Genomic DNA, 16,415 nt, shown 5'->3' with positions numbered 1-16,415 from the left:
CGGCCCGGAAACCGGGGGTCACGCGGGTTCACGCAGCGTCACATTCGGCCCCAAAAGACGGCAGCTTGTTTCCCGGACAGCCGCCCATGGCGACCGACCGGGGAACAAGCTGCGCCCATGTGACACGTGGCCTAGATCGAGTAGCGCTCGTCCTCGTGGTCGCCGGGGTGGTCGTTGACCAGGCCTGCGGCGAGGGTGTTGCCGTCAAGCGGGTCGATCACGAGGAACGCCCCGGTGCGGCGGTGGTGCAGGTAGTTCTCCAGCGGCAGCGGCGCCGCGAGCCGGAGCTGCGCGTGCCCGATGTCGTTGAGCTCCAGGGTGGTGGTCGGCTCCAGGCCGAAGCTGGCGAGGTCGAGTCTGCCTGTCACGTTCCGCACCAGGGCCTGGACCGTGCGGGTGCCGTGCTTGACCAGGACCTTGGAGCCCTCCCGGAGCGGCTTGGGCGAGAGCCAGCACAGGGCGGCGTAGAGGTCTGCCGATGCCTCGCGCACCGTCCCGGCCGCCGCGATCGTGTCACCGCGGGCGACGTCGAACTCATCGGCCAGGCGCAGCGCCACGGACTGCGGTGCGGCCGCCTCGGCGAGCTCGCGGCCCGCGAAGTCGATCCCGGTGATGGTGGTGGTGCGCGGGGCCTGGCCCGGGGTCAGGATGCTGACCTGGTCCCCCAGTTTCACGGAGCCTTCGGTGATCTGGCCGGCGTAGGCACGGTAGTCGCGGTAGGCCTCAGGATCGAGGCCGCCCGCGATGGCGTCCGGAGCCAGCGCACCCTGCGGCCGGATCACCAGCTGGACCGGGAAACGGAAGCTTTCGAGGTGGCTTTCGAGTTCGTCGGCGGCCGGCAGCGTCTCCAGGACCTCCAGGAGCGCCGGGCCGTCGTACCACGGGGTCCGCTCCGAGCGGTCCACCACGTTGTCGCCGTCGAGGGCCGAGACGGGGACGACCCGGAGATCCGCCACGCCATCGGAACCAAGCCCGAGCTCGCGCCCGACCTGCTGGACGTCCGCCTCGATCCCGCGGAACACTTCCTCGCTGAAATCCACAAGGTCGATCTTGTTCACGGCGACGATCACGTGTGCCACGCGCAGCAGCTGCAGCACGGACAGGTGCCGGCGGGTCTGCTCGAGGACACCCTTGCGGGCGTCGATGAGCACGACGACGGCGTCCGCGGTGGACGCACCGGTCACCGTGTTCTTGGTGTACTGCACGTGCCCGGGGCAGTCCGCGAGAATGAAGCTGCGCCGGTCCGTGGCGAAGTAGCGGTAGGCGACATCGATCGTGATGCCCTGCTCGCGCTCCGCACGCAGGCCGTCGGTCAGCAGGGCGAGGTCGATCGCTTTTGTGCCGGTGGCCCCTTCACCGCCGAACCCGCGGTCCGCGGAGGTGCGGGCGACGGCGTCGAGCTGGTCGGCGAGGATCGCCTTCGAGTCGTGCAGGAGCCGGCCCACCAGTGTGGACTTGCCGTCGTCGACGGAGCCTGCGGTGGCGAAGCGGAACAGCGTGGTGGGCAGCGCCGCGGCAACGAGGTCCGGGCGCGGGAGAAACGTTTCCGTGCTCATTAGAAATAGCCGTCCTTCTTGCGGTCTTCCATGGCGGCCTCGGAGATGCGGTCGTCGGCCCGGGTGGCGCCACGTTCGGTGATGGTCGAGGCGGCAACCTCAATGACTACGTCGCGCACCGTGGCGGCGGCCGATTCCACGGCGCCGGTGCAGGACATGTCGCCGACGGTCCGGTAGCGGACGGTCTTGGTGATGACTTCCTCGTGATCGCGCGGCCGGGAGACTTCGCCGACGGCGCGCCACATGCCGTCGCGGGCGAAGACTTCGCGGCGGTGGGCGTAGTACAGGCCCGGCAGCTCGATGTTCTCGCGCTCGATGTAGCGCCAAACGTCCAGTTCGGTCCAGTTGCTGATGGGGAACGCGCGCACGTGCTGGCCCACCGTGTGCCGGCCGTTGTAGAGGTTCCACAGTTCGGGGCGCTGGTTGCGGGGGTCCCACTGGCCGAACTCGTCGCGCAGGCTCAGGATCCGCTCCTTGGCCCGGGCTTTGTCCTCGTCGCGGCGGCCGCCGCCGAAGACGGCGTCGAACTTGTTGCGCTGGATCGCATCCAGCAGCGGCACCGTCTGCAGCGGGTTCCGGGTTCCGTCCGCACGCTCGGCCAGCTCACCGGAGTCGATGAACTCCTGGACGGAGCCGACGACGAGCTTCAGGCCCAGCCGTTCCACGGTGCGGTCGCGGAAGTCGATGACCTCGGGAAAGTTGTGGCCGGTGTCCACGTGCAGCACCGGGAAGGGCACCTTGCCGGGCCAGAAGGCCTTCGTGGCCAGGTGCAGCATCACCACGGAATCCTTGCCGCCGGAGAAGAGCAGCGCAGGCTTCTCGAACTCGGCGACGACCTCGCGGATGATGTGAATCGCTTCCGATTCCAAAGTGTCCAGAGACGACAGGCGAGCCGGGGAGCTCAAGCGGGCCTGCGCCGTCGGCCCCGATGCCGCCCAGGGAGTGGCATCGGGCCTGTCGGAGCGGGACGCGATGCTGCTTGCAGCATCGCCGTCCCGCGAAGGGGCGGGGGCGGCATCGGGGTCGACGGCCACGAAAGTCTCAACATTGCTCATACGTGTAGTCCGCATTCTGTCTTGTCGGTTCCTGCCCAGCGTCCGGCGCGGGGGTCGTCGCCGGGCGCCACCTTGCGGGTGCAGGGCTGGCAGCCAATGGACGGGTAGCCCTGTGAAAGCAGCGGGTTGACGGGAAGAAGGTTGTCGTCGGAGTACTGCACCAGCTGGTCGAAAGTCCAGGCCGCCACCGGGTTGACCTTGACCAGGCCATTGGCCTCGTCCCAGGTGACCAGCGGCGTGTTGGTGCGGGTGGGCGCCTCGTCGCGGCGGACTCCGGTGAACCAGAGCTCGTAGCCGGCCAGGGTGCGGCGCAGCGGCGCCACTTTGCGCAGGGCGCAGCACTGCGCGGGGTCGCGGGCGAAGAGGTCCTTGCCCAGGAGCCGGTCCTGCTGCTCCACGGTGTTCTCCGGCAGCACGTCCACGACGTTGACGCGCAGGTTGGCCGCGACCTCGTCGCGCGTCGCGTGCGTCTCCGGGAAGTGGTAGCCGGTCTCCAGGAACAGGACGTCGACGCCGGGGAGCTGGTCCGCGACCAGCGCCGGGAGGACTGCATCCGCCATGGAGCAGGCGACGGCGACAGTCGGCAGCTCGAAATTGCGGGCCACCCAGGCAATGACGTCGCGGGCCGGGGCGTCCCAGCCGAGCTCGGCGGCGCCGGCCTCGGCGAGGGCCTTGAGCTCGTCGTGGGTGCGGAGTGCTGCGGTCACTGGAGATCACCCTCCTCCGCGGCGAAGGCCCACTCGGCGAAGCTCTGGCCCTCGGAGCGGTCGGCGACGAACTTGCGGACCACGCGTTCCACGTAGTCGGGCAGTTCCCCGGCCGTGACCTTGAGGCCGCGGACGGTGCGGCCCAGGCCTGCCTCCTCGCGGCTGTCGGACGCCAGCCCGCCGCCGAGGTGGACCTGGAAGCCCGGGGTGGGATCGCCGTCGGGCGTTGGCAGCATCATGCCTTTGAGGCCGATGTCCGCCGTCTGGATCCGGGCGCAGGAGTTGGGGCAGCCGTTGATGTGCAGGGACAGCGCCTGGGGCAGCTGCTTGCTCTCGGCGAGGTCGGCGAGCCGGCGCTCCAGCTCGGCAACCGCCGTCGCCGCGGTCACCTTCGTTTCCACGATGGCGAGCTTGCAGAACTCGATGCCGGTGCAGGCGATGGTGCCGCGCCGGAACACGGACGGGCGGGCGGACAGGCCCAGCGCGTCGAGCTCGGCCACGAGCGGGTCCACCTCATCCTTGGGCACGTCGAGGACCACGAGCTTCTGGTGCGGGGTGGTGCGCAGGCGCTGCGAGCCGCGGGCCTCCAGGGTGTCCGCGAGCTTGACCAGCTGGCTGCCGGAGAGGCGGCCGGCCAGCGGGGTGGCGCCGATGAAGAACTTGCCGTCCTTTTGTTCGTGCACGCCAATGTGGTCGCCGGGCGTGGAGGGCTTCGGGGCGGCCGGGCCGTCGGCGAGCTTGTAGCCGAGGTATTCGTCTTCGAGGACCTGGCGGAACTTCACCGGCCCCCAGTCGGCCAGCAGGAACTTCAGCCGGGCCTTGGTGCGCATGCGCCGGTAGCCGTAATCGCGGAAGATGCTGGTGACGCCGAGCCACACGTCGGCGGCCTGGTCCGGCCGGACGAAGGCGCCGAGGCGCTTGCCCAGCATGGGGTTGGTGGAGAGCGCGCCGCCCACCCAGAGGTCGTAGCCGATGCCGAGTTCGGGGTGGACCAGGCCCACCAGGGCGACGTCGTTGATCTCGTGCACCACGTCCTGGCTGGGGTGGCCGGTGATGGCGGTCTTGAATTTGCGCGGCAGGTTGGCCAGTTCCGGGTCGCCGATGAACCGCTCGGCGAGTTCCTGGATCAGCGGTGTGGGATCGATGATCTCGTCCTTGGCGATGCCCGCCACCGGGGAGCCGAGGATGACGCGGGGCACGTCGCCGCAGGCTTCCGTGGTGGACAGCCCCACGCCTTCGAGCCGGCGCCAGATTTCGGGCATGTCTTCGACCCGAATCCAGTGCAGCTGGATGTTCTGGCGGTCCGTGAGGTCGGCCGAGTCGCGGGCGAAGTCCACGGAGATCTGGCCGATGACGCGCAACTGCCCGGTGGTGAGCGCACCGCCGTCGATCCTGACGCGGAGCATGAAGTATTTGTCTTCGAGCTCGTGCGGCTCAAGCGTGGCGGTCTTGCCGCCGTCGATCCCGGGTTTGCGCTGGGTGTAAAGCCCCCACCAGCGGAAGCGGCCGTGCAGGTCGGTGCCATCGATCGAGTCGAAGCCGTGCTTGGAGTAGACGGACTCAATACGCTCGCGGACGTTGAGGCCGTTGTCTTCCTGTTTCCAGGTCTCGTTGGCGTTCAGCGGCGTGGTGCCGTCCACTTTCCACTGGCCGTGCGGCTTTGCGGCCGGGCGGGGAGGGCGCTTGGTGCGGCCGGCGGCAGCCTCGTCCGTGGACGCTCCGGCTAGAGCTGTATCAGTCATGCATCGACTGTAGGGGCGGCCGTAATCCCGTCACAAAGGGTCAGAAACGGGGAGTCACCTAGGGCAACATTTCGTCACGAACCGCCGGAAACCCTTGAAGTCGCCCTGCGGCTGTGCATCCGCGCGGACCGTCAGGGCCGGGGCTGCGGGGCCCCGGCCAGCGCCGCGTCGTAGCGTTCCAGGGCAATTTCGGCGAGGACCGGGGAGGGCAGCAGCGGCGCCGTCACCAGGTCCGCGCCGGCCTTGGCCAGCTGGTCATGGAAGAAACCGGGCGCCAGGAGATACGAGGCGATGACGACGCGACCGCCAAGGTCCACCGCTCCGGCCGACTCCCCCGCGCCGGCACCGCCGGCGGCCTCCTCGCGGAGCATGGCGACGGCGTCGGGAACCGAGGGTTTGGCGGAGGCGCCGTAGGCGGCCACGATCCGGTTGGAACGCAGGGCACGGAGCTGCTCCGTGAGTTCCTCGACATTCTGTGCGGCGCTGGGATCGGAGGACCCGGCGGCGGCAAGGACCACGGCGTCGTTGTCCGTTACCCCGGCCTCGCGCAGCCGCGCATCGAGCAGCGCTGCGAGCCGCGGATCCGGCCCCAGCGGCGCCGCGGCCAGGGTGTCCGGCCGGCTCTTCACGGCGCGGGCGATGTCCACCCTAACGTGGTATCCGACGCTGAGCAGCAGCGGAACCACGACGGCGGTTACCCCCGCCGGGAGGCCCGCCACGACGGCCGGCAGGTCCGGGTCCTGCACGTCGACGTAGGCCTCGCGGACGTCCAGCCCGGGACGGAGCCCCGCGATGCCGTCCCGGAGCGCGTTGACCTCCGCGGCCCCGTGCGGGCTCGACGTGCCGTGGGCGCAGGCGATCAGGATGGGGGTATTCATAGCCGTTAGCGTAACCTTGGAGCCGCCCTATCCGCCCCCTTGCAATCGACCGGGACGCTTCATGACCTTCTCCTTCAGCCTTGTCCTGGTCTGGCTTGACCTCGCCGGCGTGTTCTTCTTTGCGGTCTCCGGCTCATTGCTCGCAGCGCGGAAGCAGTTCGACATCATCGGCTCGCTGCTCCTGGCCTCGGTGGTGAGCCTGGGCGGCGGCGTCATCCGCGACATCATCATCAACGCGGGCCCGCCCGCCGCGTTCACCAACCCGGCGTACCTGGCACCGCCCCTGTTTGCCACGGTGCTGGTGTATTTCCTGTTCTCCAGCGTCCAGCGCTTCACGTCGCTGCTGATCCTGTTCGACGCCGGCGGGCTGGCCCTGTTCTGCATCACCGGCACACTGAAGGCGCTGGCCGCCGGGATGAATCCTGTGGCCGCCGTCCTGCTGGGTGTCACGACGGCGGTGGGTGGCGGCCTGCTGCGGGATATCACCGCCAACGAGGTCCCGCAGCTCTTCGACCCCAGGGATCTGTACGCGCTGCCGGCGTTCGCCGGGTCGGCGTCGACCGTGCTCCTGTCCCTCACGGGGACCTTCACCGCGGTGAGCGCCTGCGCCGTCGCCGGGGTGGTCTTCGCCTTCCGGGTCACGGCCTGGCGGCGCCACTGGTACGTTCCGCTGGCGGTCCGCGGCTGGCACCGGCTGGGCCTGGACACCGCGGAAAACGACCGCTGAGGATTAGCTAGGATAAGACCATGACTGACATGTTCCTCGAGAAATTCCGCGCGCTTGTCCCGAAGTATCTCGAAGACGAATGGCAGGAAGAAGATGGCCTCCCGGCCGACGAACTCGACGCCGCCCTGGCCGAACACCAGTTCCAGGTCCCGATGGTCCTGCGCGAGTTCTACCTGGCAGTCGGCGGCTGCGAGGACATCATGGAGGCCTACCACTACTTCTGGGACCCCGAAGAGCTCGAAGTCGATGACGAGGGCTTCCTCATGTTCCTCGAGGACGAGGAAGAGCAGTTCACCTGGGGCTTCCGCGTCGGGGACCTCAGCATCCCGGATCCCATCGTGTACCGCCGCAACAACGCCCGCGGCCAGTGGAAGAGCGAGGAAGGGACCTTCTCCGAATTCGTCTTCGACATGTTCGAGTGGGCCTTCAACGACGAGGACGAAGACTAGGCTCCACGGCCCTCTCCTCCCATCTCCGGCCGACTCTCCCCTCCTGCGGCCGCCGACTCTCCCGCTCTCCTGCTGCCGCCGACTCTCCCCTTGTTTGGCGTCCCCCACCGGCGTGTCCGGAGGAACCGCCGGCATTCTGCGGCAACGGGATTCCATACGTGGGGAAATTCAGCGGATGACCCTGCCGCGCAGCACCTGCCACACCTCGTCGATCACCTTCTGCGGGTTGTAAACGACGTCGTGATATCCGTACCGGAGGACGGCGTAGCCGGTCAGGATGCTGGCGTTGTTCCGGCCCCGGTCCTTCTTGACCTGCGCGCGCTCAAGATGGGTGCTCCCGTCGATCTCCACGATCAGGAATCCTTCAAGCAGGAAGTCCACGACGCCGATCCCCGGCAGGTGCACCTGCGTCTGGGTGTAGATTCCCTGGCTCCGGAAGAGCAGCCTGGCAACGACCTCGATCGCCGAATCCGCCGTGCCGTCAACCAGCTCCAGGACTGCACGGGCGGCCCCGTTCCGGTTTCCCGGCAGCCGCTGGCGCAGATAGTCCAGCGAGGTGCGGCCCTGCAGCAAGGCACTTTCCACCATGACCGCCGCATCCACCGGGGGCAGGCAGCGCAGCGCGTGGAGCAGAGCGTCGGTGAGTCCGGCCACGGGGCGCGGGTATTCCGTCGGGACCAGGCTGCCGCGGTGGATGACCATTCCGGGCGCTGCGCCGTGCGCGCACAGCAGGTGCAGCCGTGCGGGCTCGTGGAGGCGCCATATGCCGTGGAACGGCGCGGCGGAGGCGCAGGTGAGCATGCCGTTCGCGAGCACGGCGGCCACGAAGTCCGCCCGCGCCCCGGGCAGCGCCACCACCCCATGGCGGAGGCGGCGAATTTCCCCGGCAGCCACGGCAGCGCGGATCCTGTTCGACGTAAAACCTGCCTGCAGCAGCGTGGCCGTGCGGGCAACCGAGCCGGCGTATTCCAGATAAACCTTAACGTCCATGGGGCAAGCACACACGCGGCATGACAGCCCCGGGGGCCACAACATCGGTTATGTGGACAACTCCGCACCATCCGCGCCGCTGGTATTCCCCGCTTTTGACCATGTCCGACGGCGTGTCCCGCCCGCGGCCGGCGTGTCCCGAAGCTGTCCGGCCAAAGGTGGGGAAACTCAGCGCGACAACGTCCGGCAATGAATCGAAATCTTATGACAAGAAATTTACAGATAGGTCTGGACGCTATGACATAACTGTCATAGAGTTGTTTCTGGGTTCACCAAATGCCTCCGGTGGATCTGATGCGAACGGAGAAATGGCCCCGGTTCGGCGCAACGGAAGACTCGGACGTTGTGAGGAACCGGGGCCATTCCGTTTAAGCCGGAAGCCAGGTTAATCGTCAGGCTGCACCCAGCCGGAAGAACCGGCCGGGGACCTAGCTGCTGCGGTCCACTACGGCGTGGGCGAAGCTGGTCAGCGAGGCCTTTACGACGCCTTCGGGCAGCGGGGCAAGGGCGGCAATGGCCTCATCGGCCCAGGTGCGTGCCACCACCCAGGACTGTGCAGTGACGGGGTGCTCCCGGAGTCCGGCCACGGCGGCGGCCAGGGCCTCATCGGAGCTGAGGTCTCCGTCGATCAGCGTCAGCAGTTCGACGGCGGCCTGGTCGCCGTCGCGGGCCGCGTTGCGCAGCAGCAGCACGGGCAGGGTGGGCACGCCTTCGCGCAGGTCGGTTCCCGGCGACTTGCCGGACTTGACCTTGATCCCGGTGACGTCGATGACGTCGTCGGCGAGCTGGAAGGCAACGCCCACCTTCTCGCCGTACTCGACCAGGATCGGCTCGTAGGCTTCGTCGGCGCCGGAGAAGATTGCACCCAGCTGCCCGGAGGCGGCCACGAGCGAGCCGGTTTTGTCCGCGATGACGGAGAGGTAGTGCGCCAAGGGGTCCTCGTCCGGGCGCGGTCCCACGGTCTCGTGCAGCTGGCCCAGGCAGAGCCGTTCAAAGGTGCGGGCCTGGATGCCAAGCGCCCGGGACCCGAGCTCCGAGACCAGGATGGAGGCGCGCGCAAAGATCAGGTCGCCGGTCAGGACCGCGACGGAGTTGCCCCAGACCTCGTGGGCCGTCGGCGCCCCCCGGCGGAACGGCGCGGAGTCCATGACGTCGTCGTGGTAGAGGGTGGCGAGGTGCGTCAGCTCGACGACGACGGCGGCCTGCACCACTGCGGGCAGGGAGGCGTCGCCAAGGTGGGCGCACAGCAGGGTCAGCAGCGGGCGGATCCGCTTGCCGCCGGCTTCCACGAGGTGGCGCGACGTTGCGTCAGCCAGGGGATCGGAGTTGGCAATGGCTTCGCGCAGCTTCTTCTCGACGCGCGCCAGGTTGGTGGTGAGCGCCGGGCCCAGCTCGGCGTCGCCCGCGATGGCCGAGAAGCCTGCCGGCAGTTGGAGGCCGGTGGCGATCGCGGTGGTGTTGAGGCTGGGTTCAGCGCTCGGCAGGCCGTGTCCGGCGTGCGTCCAGCTTTGGTCTGCAGAGTTGGTCACGGGTTAACCCTAACTTTTTGTTGCGGAAACCGCGGAGTTGGCGCCGGAGTGCGGAACGCTGTCCGTGGTGGACGCGGCCTTGTTGGACGTTGCCTGATTGGACGTGGCCTGATTGGACGTGGCGGGAACCAGGGATTCCAGGACCCGGATGACCCGGTCCTCGAAGCCCTTGGCGGCGGGATCGGTAAGGTTGGCCAGCATCCGCACCACGAAACGCATGAGCACGGGGACAGGCATACCGGTCCGGAGGGCCAGTTTCATGACGGCCGGCTTGCCGATCAGGGCGGCGAACGCCCGTCCCAGTGTGAAGTGTGAGCCCCACTGCTGGCGCACGTAGTCGGCGTAACGGGCAAGGTGCGCGTCGGCGGCCCTGGAAGCCTCCGTCCCGGTCCCCCAGCCGGCGGACGCCGACCGGGCAGCCGCGTCGGCGATGAATTCGGCCGCGAAGCGGGCGGACTCCATGGCGTAGGAGATGCCCTCGCCGTTGAACGGGGAGACCATGCCTCCGGCGTCGCCGAGGAGCAGCAGGCCCGGAGAATAGTGCGGGGTGCGGTTGAAGCCCATGGGCAGCGCGGCACCACGGATTTCGCCCACCTGGTTGTCCGGGGTGAAGCCCCAGTCGGCGGGCATGCCGGCGGTCCATTCGCGCAGCACCTGCTTGTAGTCCAGCTTGCCGAAGTCCTTCGAGGAGTTCAGGATGCCCAGGCCCACGTTGGAGGTGCCGTCGCCGACGCCGAACACCCAGCCGTAGCCGGGCAGGAGTTTGCCGTCGCGGCCGGGAAGCTCGAGCCAGCCTTCCATCCAGTCGTCGTCGTGCCGCGGCGAGGTGAAGTAGGTCCGCACGGCCACGCCGAGCGGCCGGTCGTCGCGCTTGCCGATGCCCAGGGAGACGGCGGTGCGCGTCGAGTTCCCGTCGGCGGCGAGGACGACGTCGGCGCTGAAGTCGCGCGTCTCGCCGGTCTTGCGCCCGGAGTTGTCCAGCAGCGCTGCGCGCACGCCGGTGACCCGGCCATCCTCGGAGCGCAGCGCCTCGGTGACGCTGTGGCGTTCCAGCACGACGGCGCCCGCGGACTGGGCATGCCGGGCGAGCTGTTCGTCGAAGCCGAGCCGGGTCCGGATCAGCCCGTACTGCGGGAAGTCGGCAACCTCCGGCCAGGGCAGTTCGATCGTGCGGCCGCCGGCGATCAGGCGCAGGCCCTTGTTCCGCCGCCAGCCGTCGGCTTCGGGGTGGGCGAGTCCCAGCTTCTGGATCTCGCGGACCGCGCGCGGGGTGAGTCCGTCGCCGCAGACTTTCTCGCGGGGAAAGCTGGTTTTCTCCAGCACCGTGACGTCAATGCCGGCTTTGGCAAGGTAGTAGGCGGCGGTGGATCCGGCCGGGCCCGCCCCGACGATCAGTACATTCACAGCAGGGATCGGCTACCGGCCGGGCCGGGTGATGTTGCGGCGCAGCTTGGCCACGGGTCCGGTGTGGGCGGCCAGCGCCGCAGCGCCTGCGGCAGGGCCGGTTGAGGGGTCTGCCGGCTTCTGGGCCCGGTGCACGGCGACGATGCCGCCGCTGAGGTTGCGGTAGGTGACGGATTCCCAGCCGGCCTCCTGCAGCCAGGCCGCAAGGTGGTCCTGGTCCGGCCAGGCGCGGATGGACTCGGCGAGGTAGACGTAGGCGTCGGGGTTGGAGGAGGCCTTGACGGCGATGGCCGGCAGGGCCCGCATGAGGTATTCGGTGTACATGGTGCGCCACAGCGGCACCACTGGCTGGGAGAACTCCGCGATGACCAGCCGGCCGCCGGGCTTGGTGACCCGCAGCATCTCGGCCAGGGCCTTCTTCGGCTCGTTGACGTTGCGCAGGCCAAAGGAGATCGTGCTGGCGTCGAAGGTGTTGTCCGCGAACGGCAGGCGGGTGGCATCCCCGGCGATGAAGTCGATGTCAGGGCGGCGGCGCTTGCCGACCTTGAGCATGCCGAGGGAGAAATCGCAGGCGATGACGTTGATGCCTGCGTCGGCGTACGGCTCGCTGGAGGTGCCGGTGCCGGCGGCGAGGTCCAGGACGTGCTGGCCGGCCGATACGCCCATGGCCTCCACCACCACCTTGCGCCAACGCCGCGTCTGCCCCAAGGACAGGACATCGTTGACGACGTCGTATTTGGGGGCGACGTCGTCAAACATCGTGGCTACTTCGTCCGGACGCTTATCCAAGGATGCTCGGTTCACCCTGACATTGTCTCAAATGATCGGCGCTCCCACGAACGGGCCGCCAATTGACGCGGCTTTCACCTGCGGCAACGGCCGCGGCGGCCCCGTGGAGGCCCGGCCGGCCCGTGTATATCCACCCAATGGGCGATCACGGGCTAGTGTTATGCCATCATGACGAGCACGTTCCGCACCTTGACAGTCCCCCTCGATGCCGAAACTTTCCCCGGGGGCCTGCCGTCGTTTCTGGTCCGGGACGATGTCCTCTGCTGGACCCGCCGCGAGGCCGGTCTCGTGGGCTTCGGCGAGATAGCCCGTTTCACCGCCACCGGACCCGAGCGGTTCCTGGAAGCGGACATCTGGTGGCGCCACCAGGTCCTGGAGGCAGACATCCAGGGCAGTGTGGGCTGCCCCGGCACCGGCCCGGTCGCCTTCGGCTCCTTCGCCTTCTCCAAGGCCTCCGCCCATGAGTCCCGGCTGCTGGTCCCGGAAATCGTTGTCGGGCTCCGTGACGGCCAGGCCTGGCTGACCCAGCTCACGTTCGACGACGGCGACCTCACCGAAGCCGGTGCCCGCGCCGCCCTGGACCGCTGGCTTCACAGCACCAGCGCCAATCCCGGCACCAGCGCCAATCCCGGGACCAGCGTGACCGTGGTGGACGACCCGGTGCCGGCACCCCCGCAGGCCGGTGGCACCGTCGTCCGTCCTTTGCCATTGGCCGCAGGGGCAACGTTGCACACCGGCTCGCTCAGCGAGCAAGACTGGATGGCCGCCGTTGCCGCCGGCGTCGCGGAGATCCGGACCGGCGCCCTGGAAAAGCTGGTGCTGGCGCGGGACGTCGTAGCCACCGTCCCCACCGGCGTCAAGGCCGCCGAGGTGCTGCGCGAACTGTCCGCCCGGTACCGCGAATGCTGGACGTACGGGGTGGACGGGCTGGTGGGGGCCACTCCGGAAATGCTGATCCAGGTGGAGGGCCGCACCGCGCAGGCGCGCGTCCTGGCCGGCACCCTGGACCGCCGCGACGCCGATGGCATGGCGGGCTCGCCGCTGGAATTCGCCGAACGGGTGCTGGCCGGCTCCGAGAAGCAGCGGCACGAACACGACATCGCAATCCAGTCCCTGACCACGCAGCTGGCTCCGTTTTCCGAGGCCATGAACGCGCACAGCGAGCCCTTCATCCTCGAACTGCCCAATGTGTGGCATCTGGCCTCGGACGTCAAGGCTGAGCTGGCTGAGGTGGAAGGCCACGTCCCCACGTGCCTGGCCTTGATCAACGCGCTGCATCCGACCGCCGCCGTCTGCGGTACCCCCACCACCGTGGCCGGGGCGCTCATCCGCAAGCTCGAGCACCTGGACCGCGGCCCGTACGCCGGGCCGGTCGGCTGGCTCGACGCGGCCGGCAACGGCGAGTGGGGCATCGCCCTGCGTGGCGCCGTCATCGAATCCCCGCACACGGTCCGGCTCTATGCGGGCTGCGGCGTGGTGGACGGCTCGGTTCCCGAGACTGAGCTCGCCGAGACGTGGGCGAAGTTCCGGCCGATGCTGGAGTCGCTCGGCATCAGCAGCTAGTGTGCGGGGCTCGCGAGGCCCAAGATGCGGGTGGGGCCCGTGACGCCGGCCGGGCCGGCGAATCGGCCGTCGGACTTGCACCGCAGGAACTGGCGAAACGGACAGGAATCCGGGATCACAGACAGATCGGGCATTAAAGATATTGCATTCGGGTCTGGTTTAGTTATCCAATAGTGAAACTTAGTTTTCTGTGACGTACATCTCTTGTTCGGCGATACACTATAAATCGGCCTCGTTACGCATCCCTCCGGCAACAAAAGGTAAGAAAATGCAGATCTCCCCTTCGCTCCTGAGCAACCCCGCAATGAAGGTCGCCACGGTGCTCGCCGTCGGCGCATTGGCCTTGACGGCCTGCACGAACGCCTCCGAGACCGGCCCCTCCGGCGCGGCTTCCGCTTCGGGCAGTGCCGCGGCCAGCTTTGACCCCAGCACGGTCCAGAAGGACGATGCCCTGGCGGCCATGTTGCCCGAGTCGATCAAGTCAAAGGGCACCCTGACCGTGGGCTCGGATACCTCCTACGCCCCCGCGGAATTCCTCGGCACCGACGGCCAGACCCCCGTGGGCTACGACGTCGACATCGCCAAGGCGATCGGCGCGGCGCTGGGCCTGAAGGTCCAGGTCCAGACGGCCGAATTCACCGGCATCCTTCCGGCTCTCGGCCCGAAGTACGACCTCGGGGTCTCTTCCTTCACGATCAACCCGGAGCGGCTTGCCGCGGTGAACATGGTCAGCTACTACCAGGCAGGTACCGGCTGGGCCGTTCAGAAGGGCAACCCCAAGAAGATCTCCCTCGATGACCTCTGCGGCAAGTCCATCGGCGTGCAGACCGGCACCATCCAGGAAGATCCGGACCTCTCGGACCGCAACAAGAAGTGCACCGCCGAGGGCAAGCAGCCCATTAACATCGTGACCCTCAAGACCCAGACGGACATCACCACCCGACTGGTCAACGGCAGCATCGATGCCATGGCCGCCGACTCCCCCATCATCGGCTACGCACTGACCCAGACCAACGGCCAGCTCGAGAAGCTCGGCGAAGTCTACGATTCTGCTCCCCAGGGCATCGCCGTCGCCAAGTCGGACACGGCCCTGGCGGACGTCGTCCAGAAGACCATGACCAAACTGATGGAAGACGGTTCCTACAAGAAGATCCTTGAGGGCTGGGGCGTCACCGACGGTGCCATCACCAAGTCCGAGGTCAACCCGGCGGTCGCGTCTTGAGCCTCCCCACAACCGGATCCGCAGCAGGGGCAGAGATGGACAGCCATCAGGACCCTCACGCCGCACCGGTACTGAACAATGCAGTACCGGTACGGCACCCCGGCCGCTGGATCAGCGCCATCATCATCGTCGGCTTCCTGCTTGCCTTCCTGCAGAGCCTGTTCACGAACCCCAACTTCCGCTGGGACGTCGTCGGCACCTACATCCTGGACACCAAGGTGGTCCAGGGCGTCGTCTGGACCCTGTTCCTGACATTTGCGTCCATGGTCCTGGCCATCGTCCTGGCCATCCTCCTGGCGTTCATGCGGCAGTCCGACAACCCGGTGTTCCGCTGGTCCAGCTGGACCTGGGTCTGGTTCTTCCGCGGCACCCCGATCTACACCCAGCTGCTGTTCTGGGGGCTCGCCACAGTTCTCTATCCGACGATCGTCCTCGGCATCCCGTTTGGTCCTGCAACCTTCACCTGGGTGACCTCGGACCCCACCCACGGCCTGATCCCGGCCATCCTGGGCCTGGGCCTGAATGAGTCCGCGTATCTCGCAGAGATTTTCCGGGCCGGCCTGAAGTCCGTGGACCAGGGCCAAAGTGAGGCTGCCGAGGCCCTGGGCATGACGAAGGGCAAGATCATGCGGCGGATCATCCTGCCGCAGGCCATGCGCGTCATCGTGCCGCCCACCGGCAACGAGACAATCGGCATGCTGAAGACCACGTCGCTGGTCCTGGCGGTGCCGTTCACACTGGACCTGACCTTCGCGACGAACGCCCTGGCCAACCGGATTTACCTTCCCATTCCGCTCCTGATTGTCGCCGCCTTCTGGTACCTCGTCATCACCAGCATCCTGATGGTGGGCCAGCACTTCATTGAGGCGCACTACGGCAAGGGCGTGGACAACCGGGTTCCGGCAGCGATCAACCCCGCCGCCGCCAAGGCGTCCGCAGCCGTGGCCCCCAGCGCCGGGGCCGAGCCGGACCTCAAGATGGACTTCCCCGAGGAGGAGGCGAAATGACGATCACCACAGAGCAGCCCCTGGTCAAGATCGAGGGCCTTCACAAGTACTACGGCACACACCACGTGCTGCGCGGCATCGACCTGACCGTCAACCAGGGCGAGGTGTCGGTGGTGATCGGCCCGTCCGGTTCGGGCAAGTCCACCATGCTGCGCTGCGTGAACCTGCTGGAGACCATCAGTGCCGGGCGCATTTCGGTGGGCGGCGACCTGATCGGCTACCGCGAGGTCAAGGGCAGGCTCCATGACCTGAAGACCAAGGAAATCGCCGCCCAGCGCCGCGAGATCGGCATGGTCTTCCAGCGCTTCAACCTGTTCCCGCACAAAACGGCGCTGCAGAACATCATGGAGGCCCCGGTCCAGGTCAAGGGGCAGTCAAAGGCCGTCGCCCGCAAACGCGCCCTGGAGCTGCTGGACCGGGTGGGGCTCGGCGACCGCGCCGGACACTACCCGTCCCAGCTCTCCGGCGGCCAGCAGCAGCGCGTCGCGATTGCCCGGGCCCTGGCCATGGACCCCGAGCTCATGCTGTTCGATGAGCCCACGTCCGCGCTCGACCCGGAGCTCGTGGGCGATGTCCTGAACGTGATGAAGGACCTCGCCAAGTCGGGTATGACCATGATCGTGGTGACCCACGAGATCGGCTTTGCCCGGGAGGTCGGCGACCGCCTGACCTTCATGGACGGCGGCATCGTCGTGGAGTCGGGCGACCCGCGGGAGGTCCTGGCCAATCCCCAGCACCCCCGCACCAAGGAGTTCCTCAGCCGCGTGCTGTAGTTCCGGATTTCCGCACCGATTTAG

At 68.0% G+C, this 16,415-nt stretch carries 15 protein-coding genes; 6 read left to right on the top strand and 9 right to left on the bottom strand.

Annotated features, from left to right (window positions below):
- Positions 1-131: 131 nt before the first annotated feature.
- The 5 genes from AC1DGD_RS00905 to AC1DGD_RS00885 all read right to left on the bottom strand — a co-directional run bounded on the left by AC1DGD_RS00905 (position 132) and on the right by AC1DGD_RS00885 (position 5,938).
- Positions 132-1,556: a sulfate adenylyltransferase subunit 1 gene (locus AC1DGD_RS00905; RefSeq protein WP_476855614.1), complete on the bottom strand. Its 1,425-nt coding sequence runs from the start codon at positions 1,554-1,556 to the stop codon at positions 132-134.
- The gene (cysD, locus tag AC1DGD_RS00900) at positions 1,556-2,611 is read right to left on the bottom strand and encodes a sulfate adenylyltransferase subunit CysD (protein ID WP_476855613.1); all 1,056 of its coding nucleotides are present in this window, start codon (positions 2,609-2,611) and stop codon (positions 1,556-1,558) included. Before cysD ends, AC1DGD_RS00905 begins: the two co-directional genes overlap by 1 nt.
- Complete coding sequence (locus AC1DGD_RS00895; protein ID WP_476855612.1) at positions 2,608-3,318, bottom strand: phosphoadenylyl-sulfate reductase; 711 nt, start codon at positions 3,316-3,318, stop codon at positions 2,608-2,610. The genes cysD and AC1DGD_RS00895 overlap by 4 nt, the downstream gene beginning before the upstream one ends.
- Positions 3,315-5,060, bottom strand: coding sequence for a nitrite/sulfite reductase (locus tag AC1DGD_RS00890; RefSeq protein ID WP_028276668.1), 1,746 nt, complete (start codon positions 5,058-5,060; stop codon positions 3,315-3,317). The genes AC1DGD_RS00895 and AC1DGD_RS00890 overlap by 4 nt, the downstream gene beginning before the upstream one ends.
- A 131-nt stretch (positions 5,061-5,191) precedes the next feature.
- Complete coding sequence (locus AC1DGD_RS00885; protein ID WP_476855611.1) at positions 5,192-5,938, bottom strand: sirohydrochlorin chelatase; 747 nt, start codon at positions 5,936-5,938, stop codon at positions 5,192-5,194.
- A gap of 61 nt (positions 5,939-5,999) precedes the next feature.
- Between AC1DGD_RS00885 and AC1DGD_RS00880 the strand changes: the two genes are divergently transcribed.
- Both AC1DGD_RS00880 and AC1DGD_RS00875 read left to right on the top strand, forming a co-directional pair.
- The gene (locus AC1DGD_RS00880) at positions 6,000-6,665 is read left to right on the top strand and encodes a trimeric intracellular cation channel family protein (RefSeq protein WP_476855610.1); all 666 of its coding nucleotides are present in this window, start codon (positions 6,000-6,002) and stop codon (positions 6,663-6,665) included.
- A 20-nt stretch (positions 6,666-6,685) separates the two neighbouring features.
- Positions 6,686-7,114 carry a hypothetical protein gene (locus tag AC1DGD_RS00875; protein WP_223913705.1) on the top strand — a complete coding sequence of 143 codons (429 nt, stop codon included), beginning with the start codon at positions 6,686-6,688 and terminating at the stop codon, positions 7,112-7,114.
- 168 nt (positions 7,115-7,282) lie between these two features.
- On the opposite strand, the gene AC1DGD_RS00870 is transcribed toward AC1DGD_RS00875, so the two are convergent.
- The 4 genes from AC1DGD_RS00870 to AC1DGD_RS00855 all read right to left on the bottom strand — a co-directional run bounded on the left by AC1DGD_RS00870 (position 7,283) and on the right by AC1DGD_RS00855 (position 11,841).
- Positions 7,283-8,104: an endonuclease domain-containing protein gene (locus tag AC1DGD_RS00870; RefSeq protein ID WP_476855609.1), complete on the bottom strand. Its 822-nt coding sequence runs from the start codon at positions 8,102-8,104 to the stop codon at positions 7,283-7,285.
- 428 nt (positions 8,105-8,532) lie between these two features.
- The gene (locus AC1DGD_RS00865; protein ID WP_230007829.1) at positions 8,533-9,633 is read right to left on the bottom strand and encodes a polyprenyl synthetase family protein; all 1,101 of its coding nucleotides are present in this window, start codon (positions 9,631-9,633) and stop codon (positions 8,533-8,535) included.
- 9 nt (positions 9,634-9,642) lie between these two features.
- Positions 9,643-11,037, bottom strand: coding sequence for a geranylgeranyl reductase family protein (locus AC1DGD_RS00860; RefSeq protein ID WP_476855608.1), 1,395 nt, complete (start codon positions 11,035-11,037; stop codon positions 9,643-9,645).
- Between the two features lie 12 nt (positions 11,038-11,049).
- A complete protein-coding gene (locus AC1DGD_RS00855; RefSeq protein WP_084476083.1) occupies positions 11,050-11,841 on the bottom strand; it encodes a demethylmenaquinone methyltransferase in 792 nt (263 codons plus the stop codon).
- A 153-nt stretch (positions 11,842-11,994) separates the two neighbouring features.
- Here AC1DGD_RS00855 and AC1DGD_RS00850 point away from each other — a divergent pair, with 153 nt between their 5' ends.
- The 4 genes from AC1DGD_RS00850 to AC1DGD_RS00835 all read left to right on the top strand — a co-directional run bounded on the left by AC1DGD_RS00850 (position 11,995) and on the right by AC1DGD_RS00835 (position 16,391).
- Complete coding sequence (locus AC1DGD_RS00850) at positions 11,995-13,389, top strand: isochorismate synthase (protein WP_476855607.1); 1,395 nt, start codon at positions 11,995-11,997, stop codon at positions 13,387-13,389.
- Positions 13,390-13,657: 268 nt separating this feature from the next.
- Positions 13,658-14,611 (top strand): ABC transporter substrate-binding protein, encoded by a 954-nt coding sequence (locus AC1DGD_RS00845; RefSeq protein ID WP_476851223.1) that lies wholly within the window; start codon positions 13,658-13,660, stop codon positions 14,609-14,611.
- Between the two features lie 35 nt (positions 14,612-14,646).
- Positions 14,647-15,618, top strand: a complete 972-nt coding sequence (locus AC1DGD_RS00840; protein WP_476851222.1) for an amino acid ABC transporter permease — start codon at positions 14,647-14,649, stop codon at positions 15,616-15,618.
- On the top strand, positions 15,615-16,391 hold the full coding sequence (locus tag AC1DGD_RS00835) for an amino acid ABC transporter ATP-binding protein (protein WP_028276658.1): 777 nt from the start codon (positions 15,615-15,617) through the stop codon (positions 16,389-16,391). The genes AC1DGD_RS00840 and AC1DGD_RS00835 overlap by 4 nt, the downstream gene beginning before the upstream one ends.
- The last annotated feature ends 24 nt before the right edge of the window (positions 16,392-16,415 follow it).

This window comes from Arthrobacter sp. 05T45, from assembly GCF_056395875.1.
The sequence above is the reverse complement of the archived record's forward strand: the minus strand, read 5'-3'. Positions and strand labels throughout refer to the sequence as shown.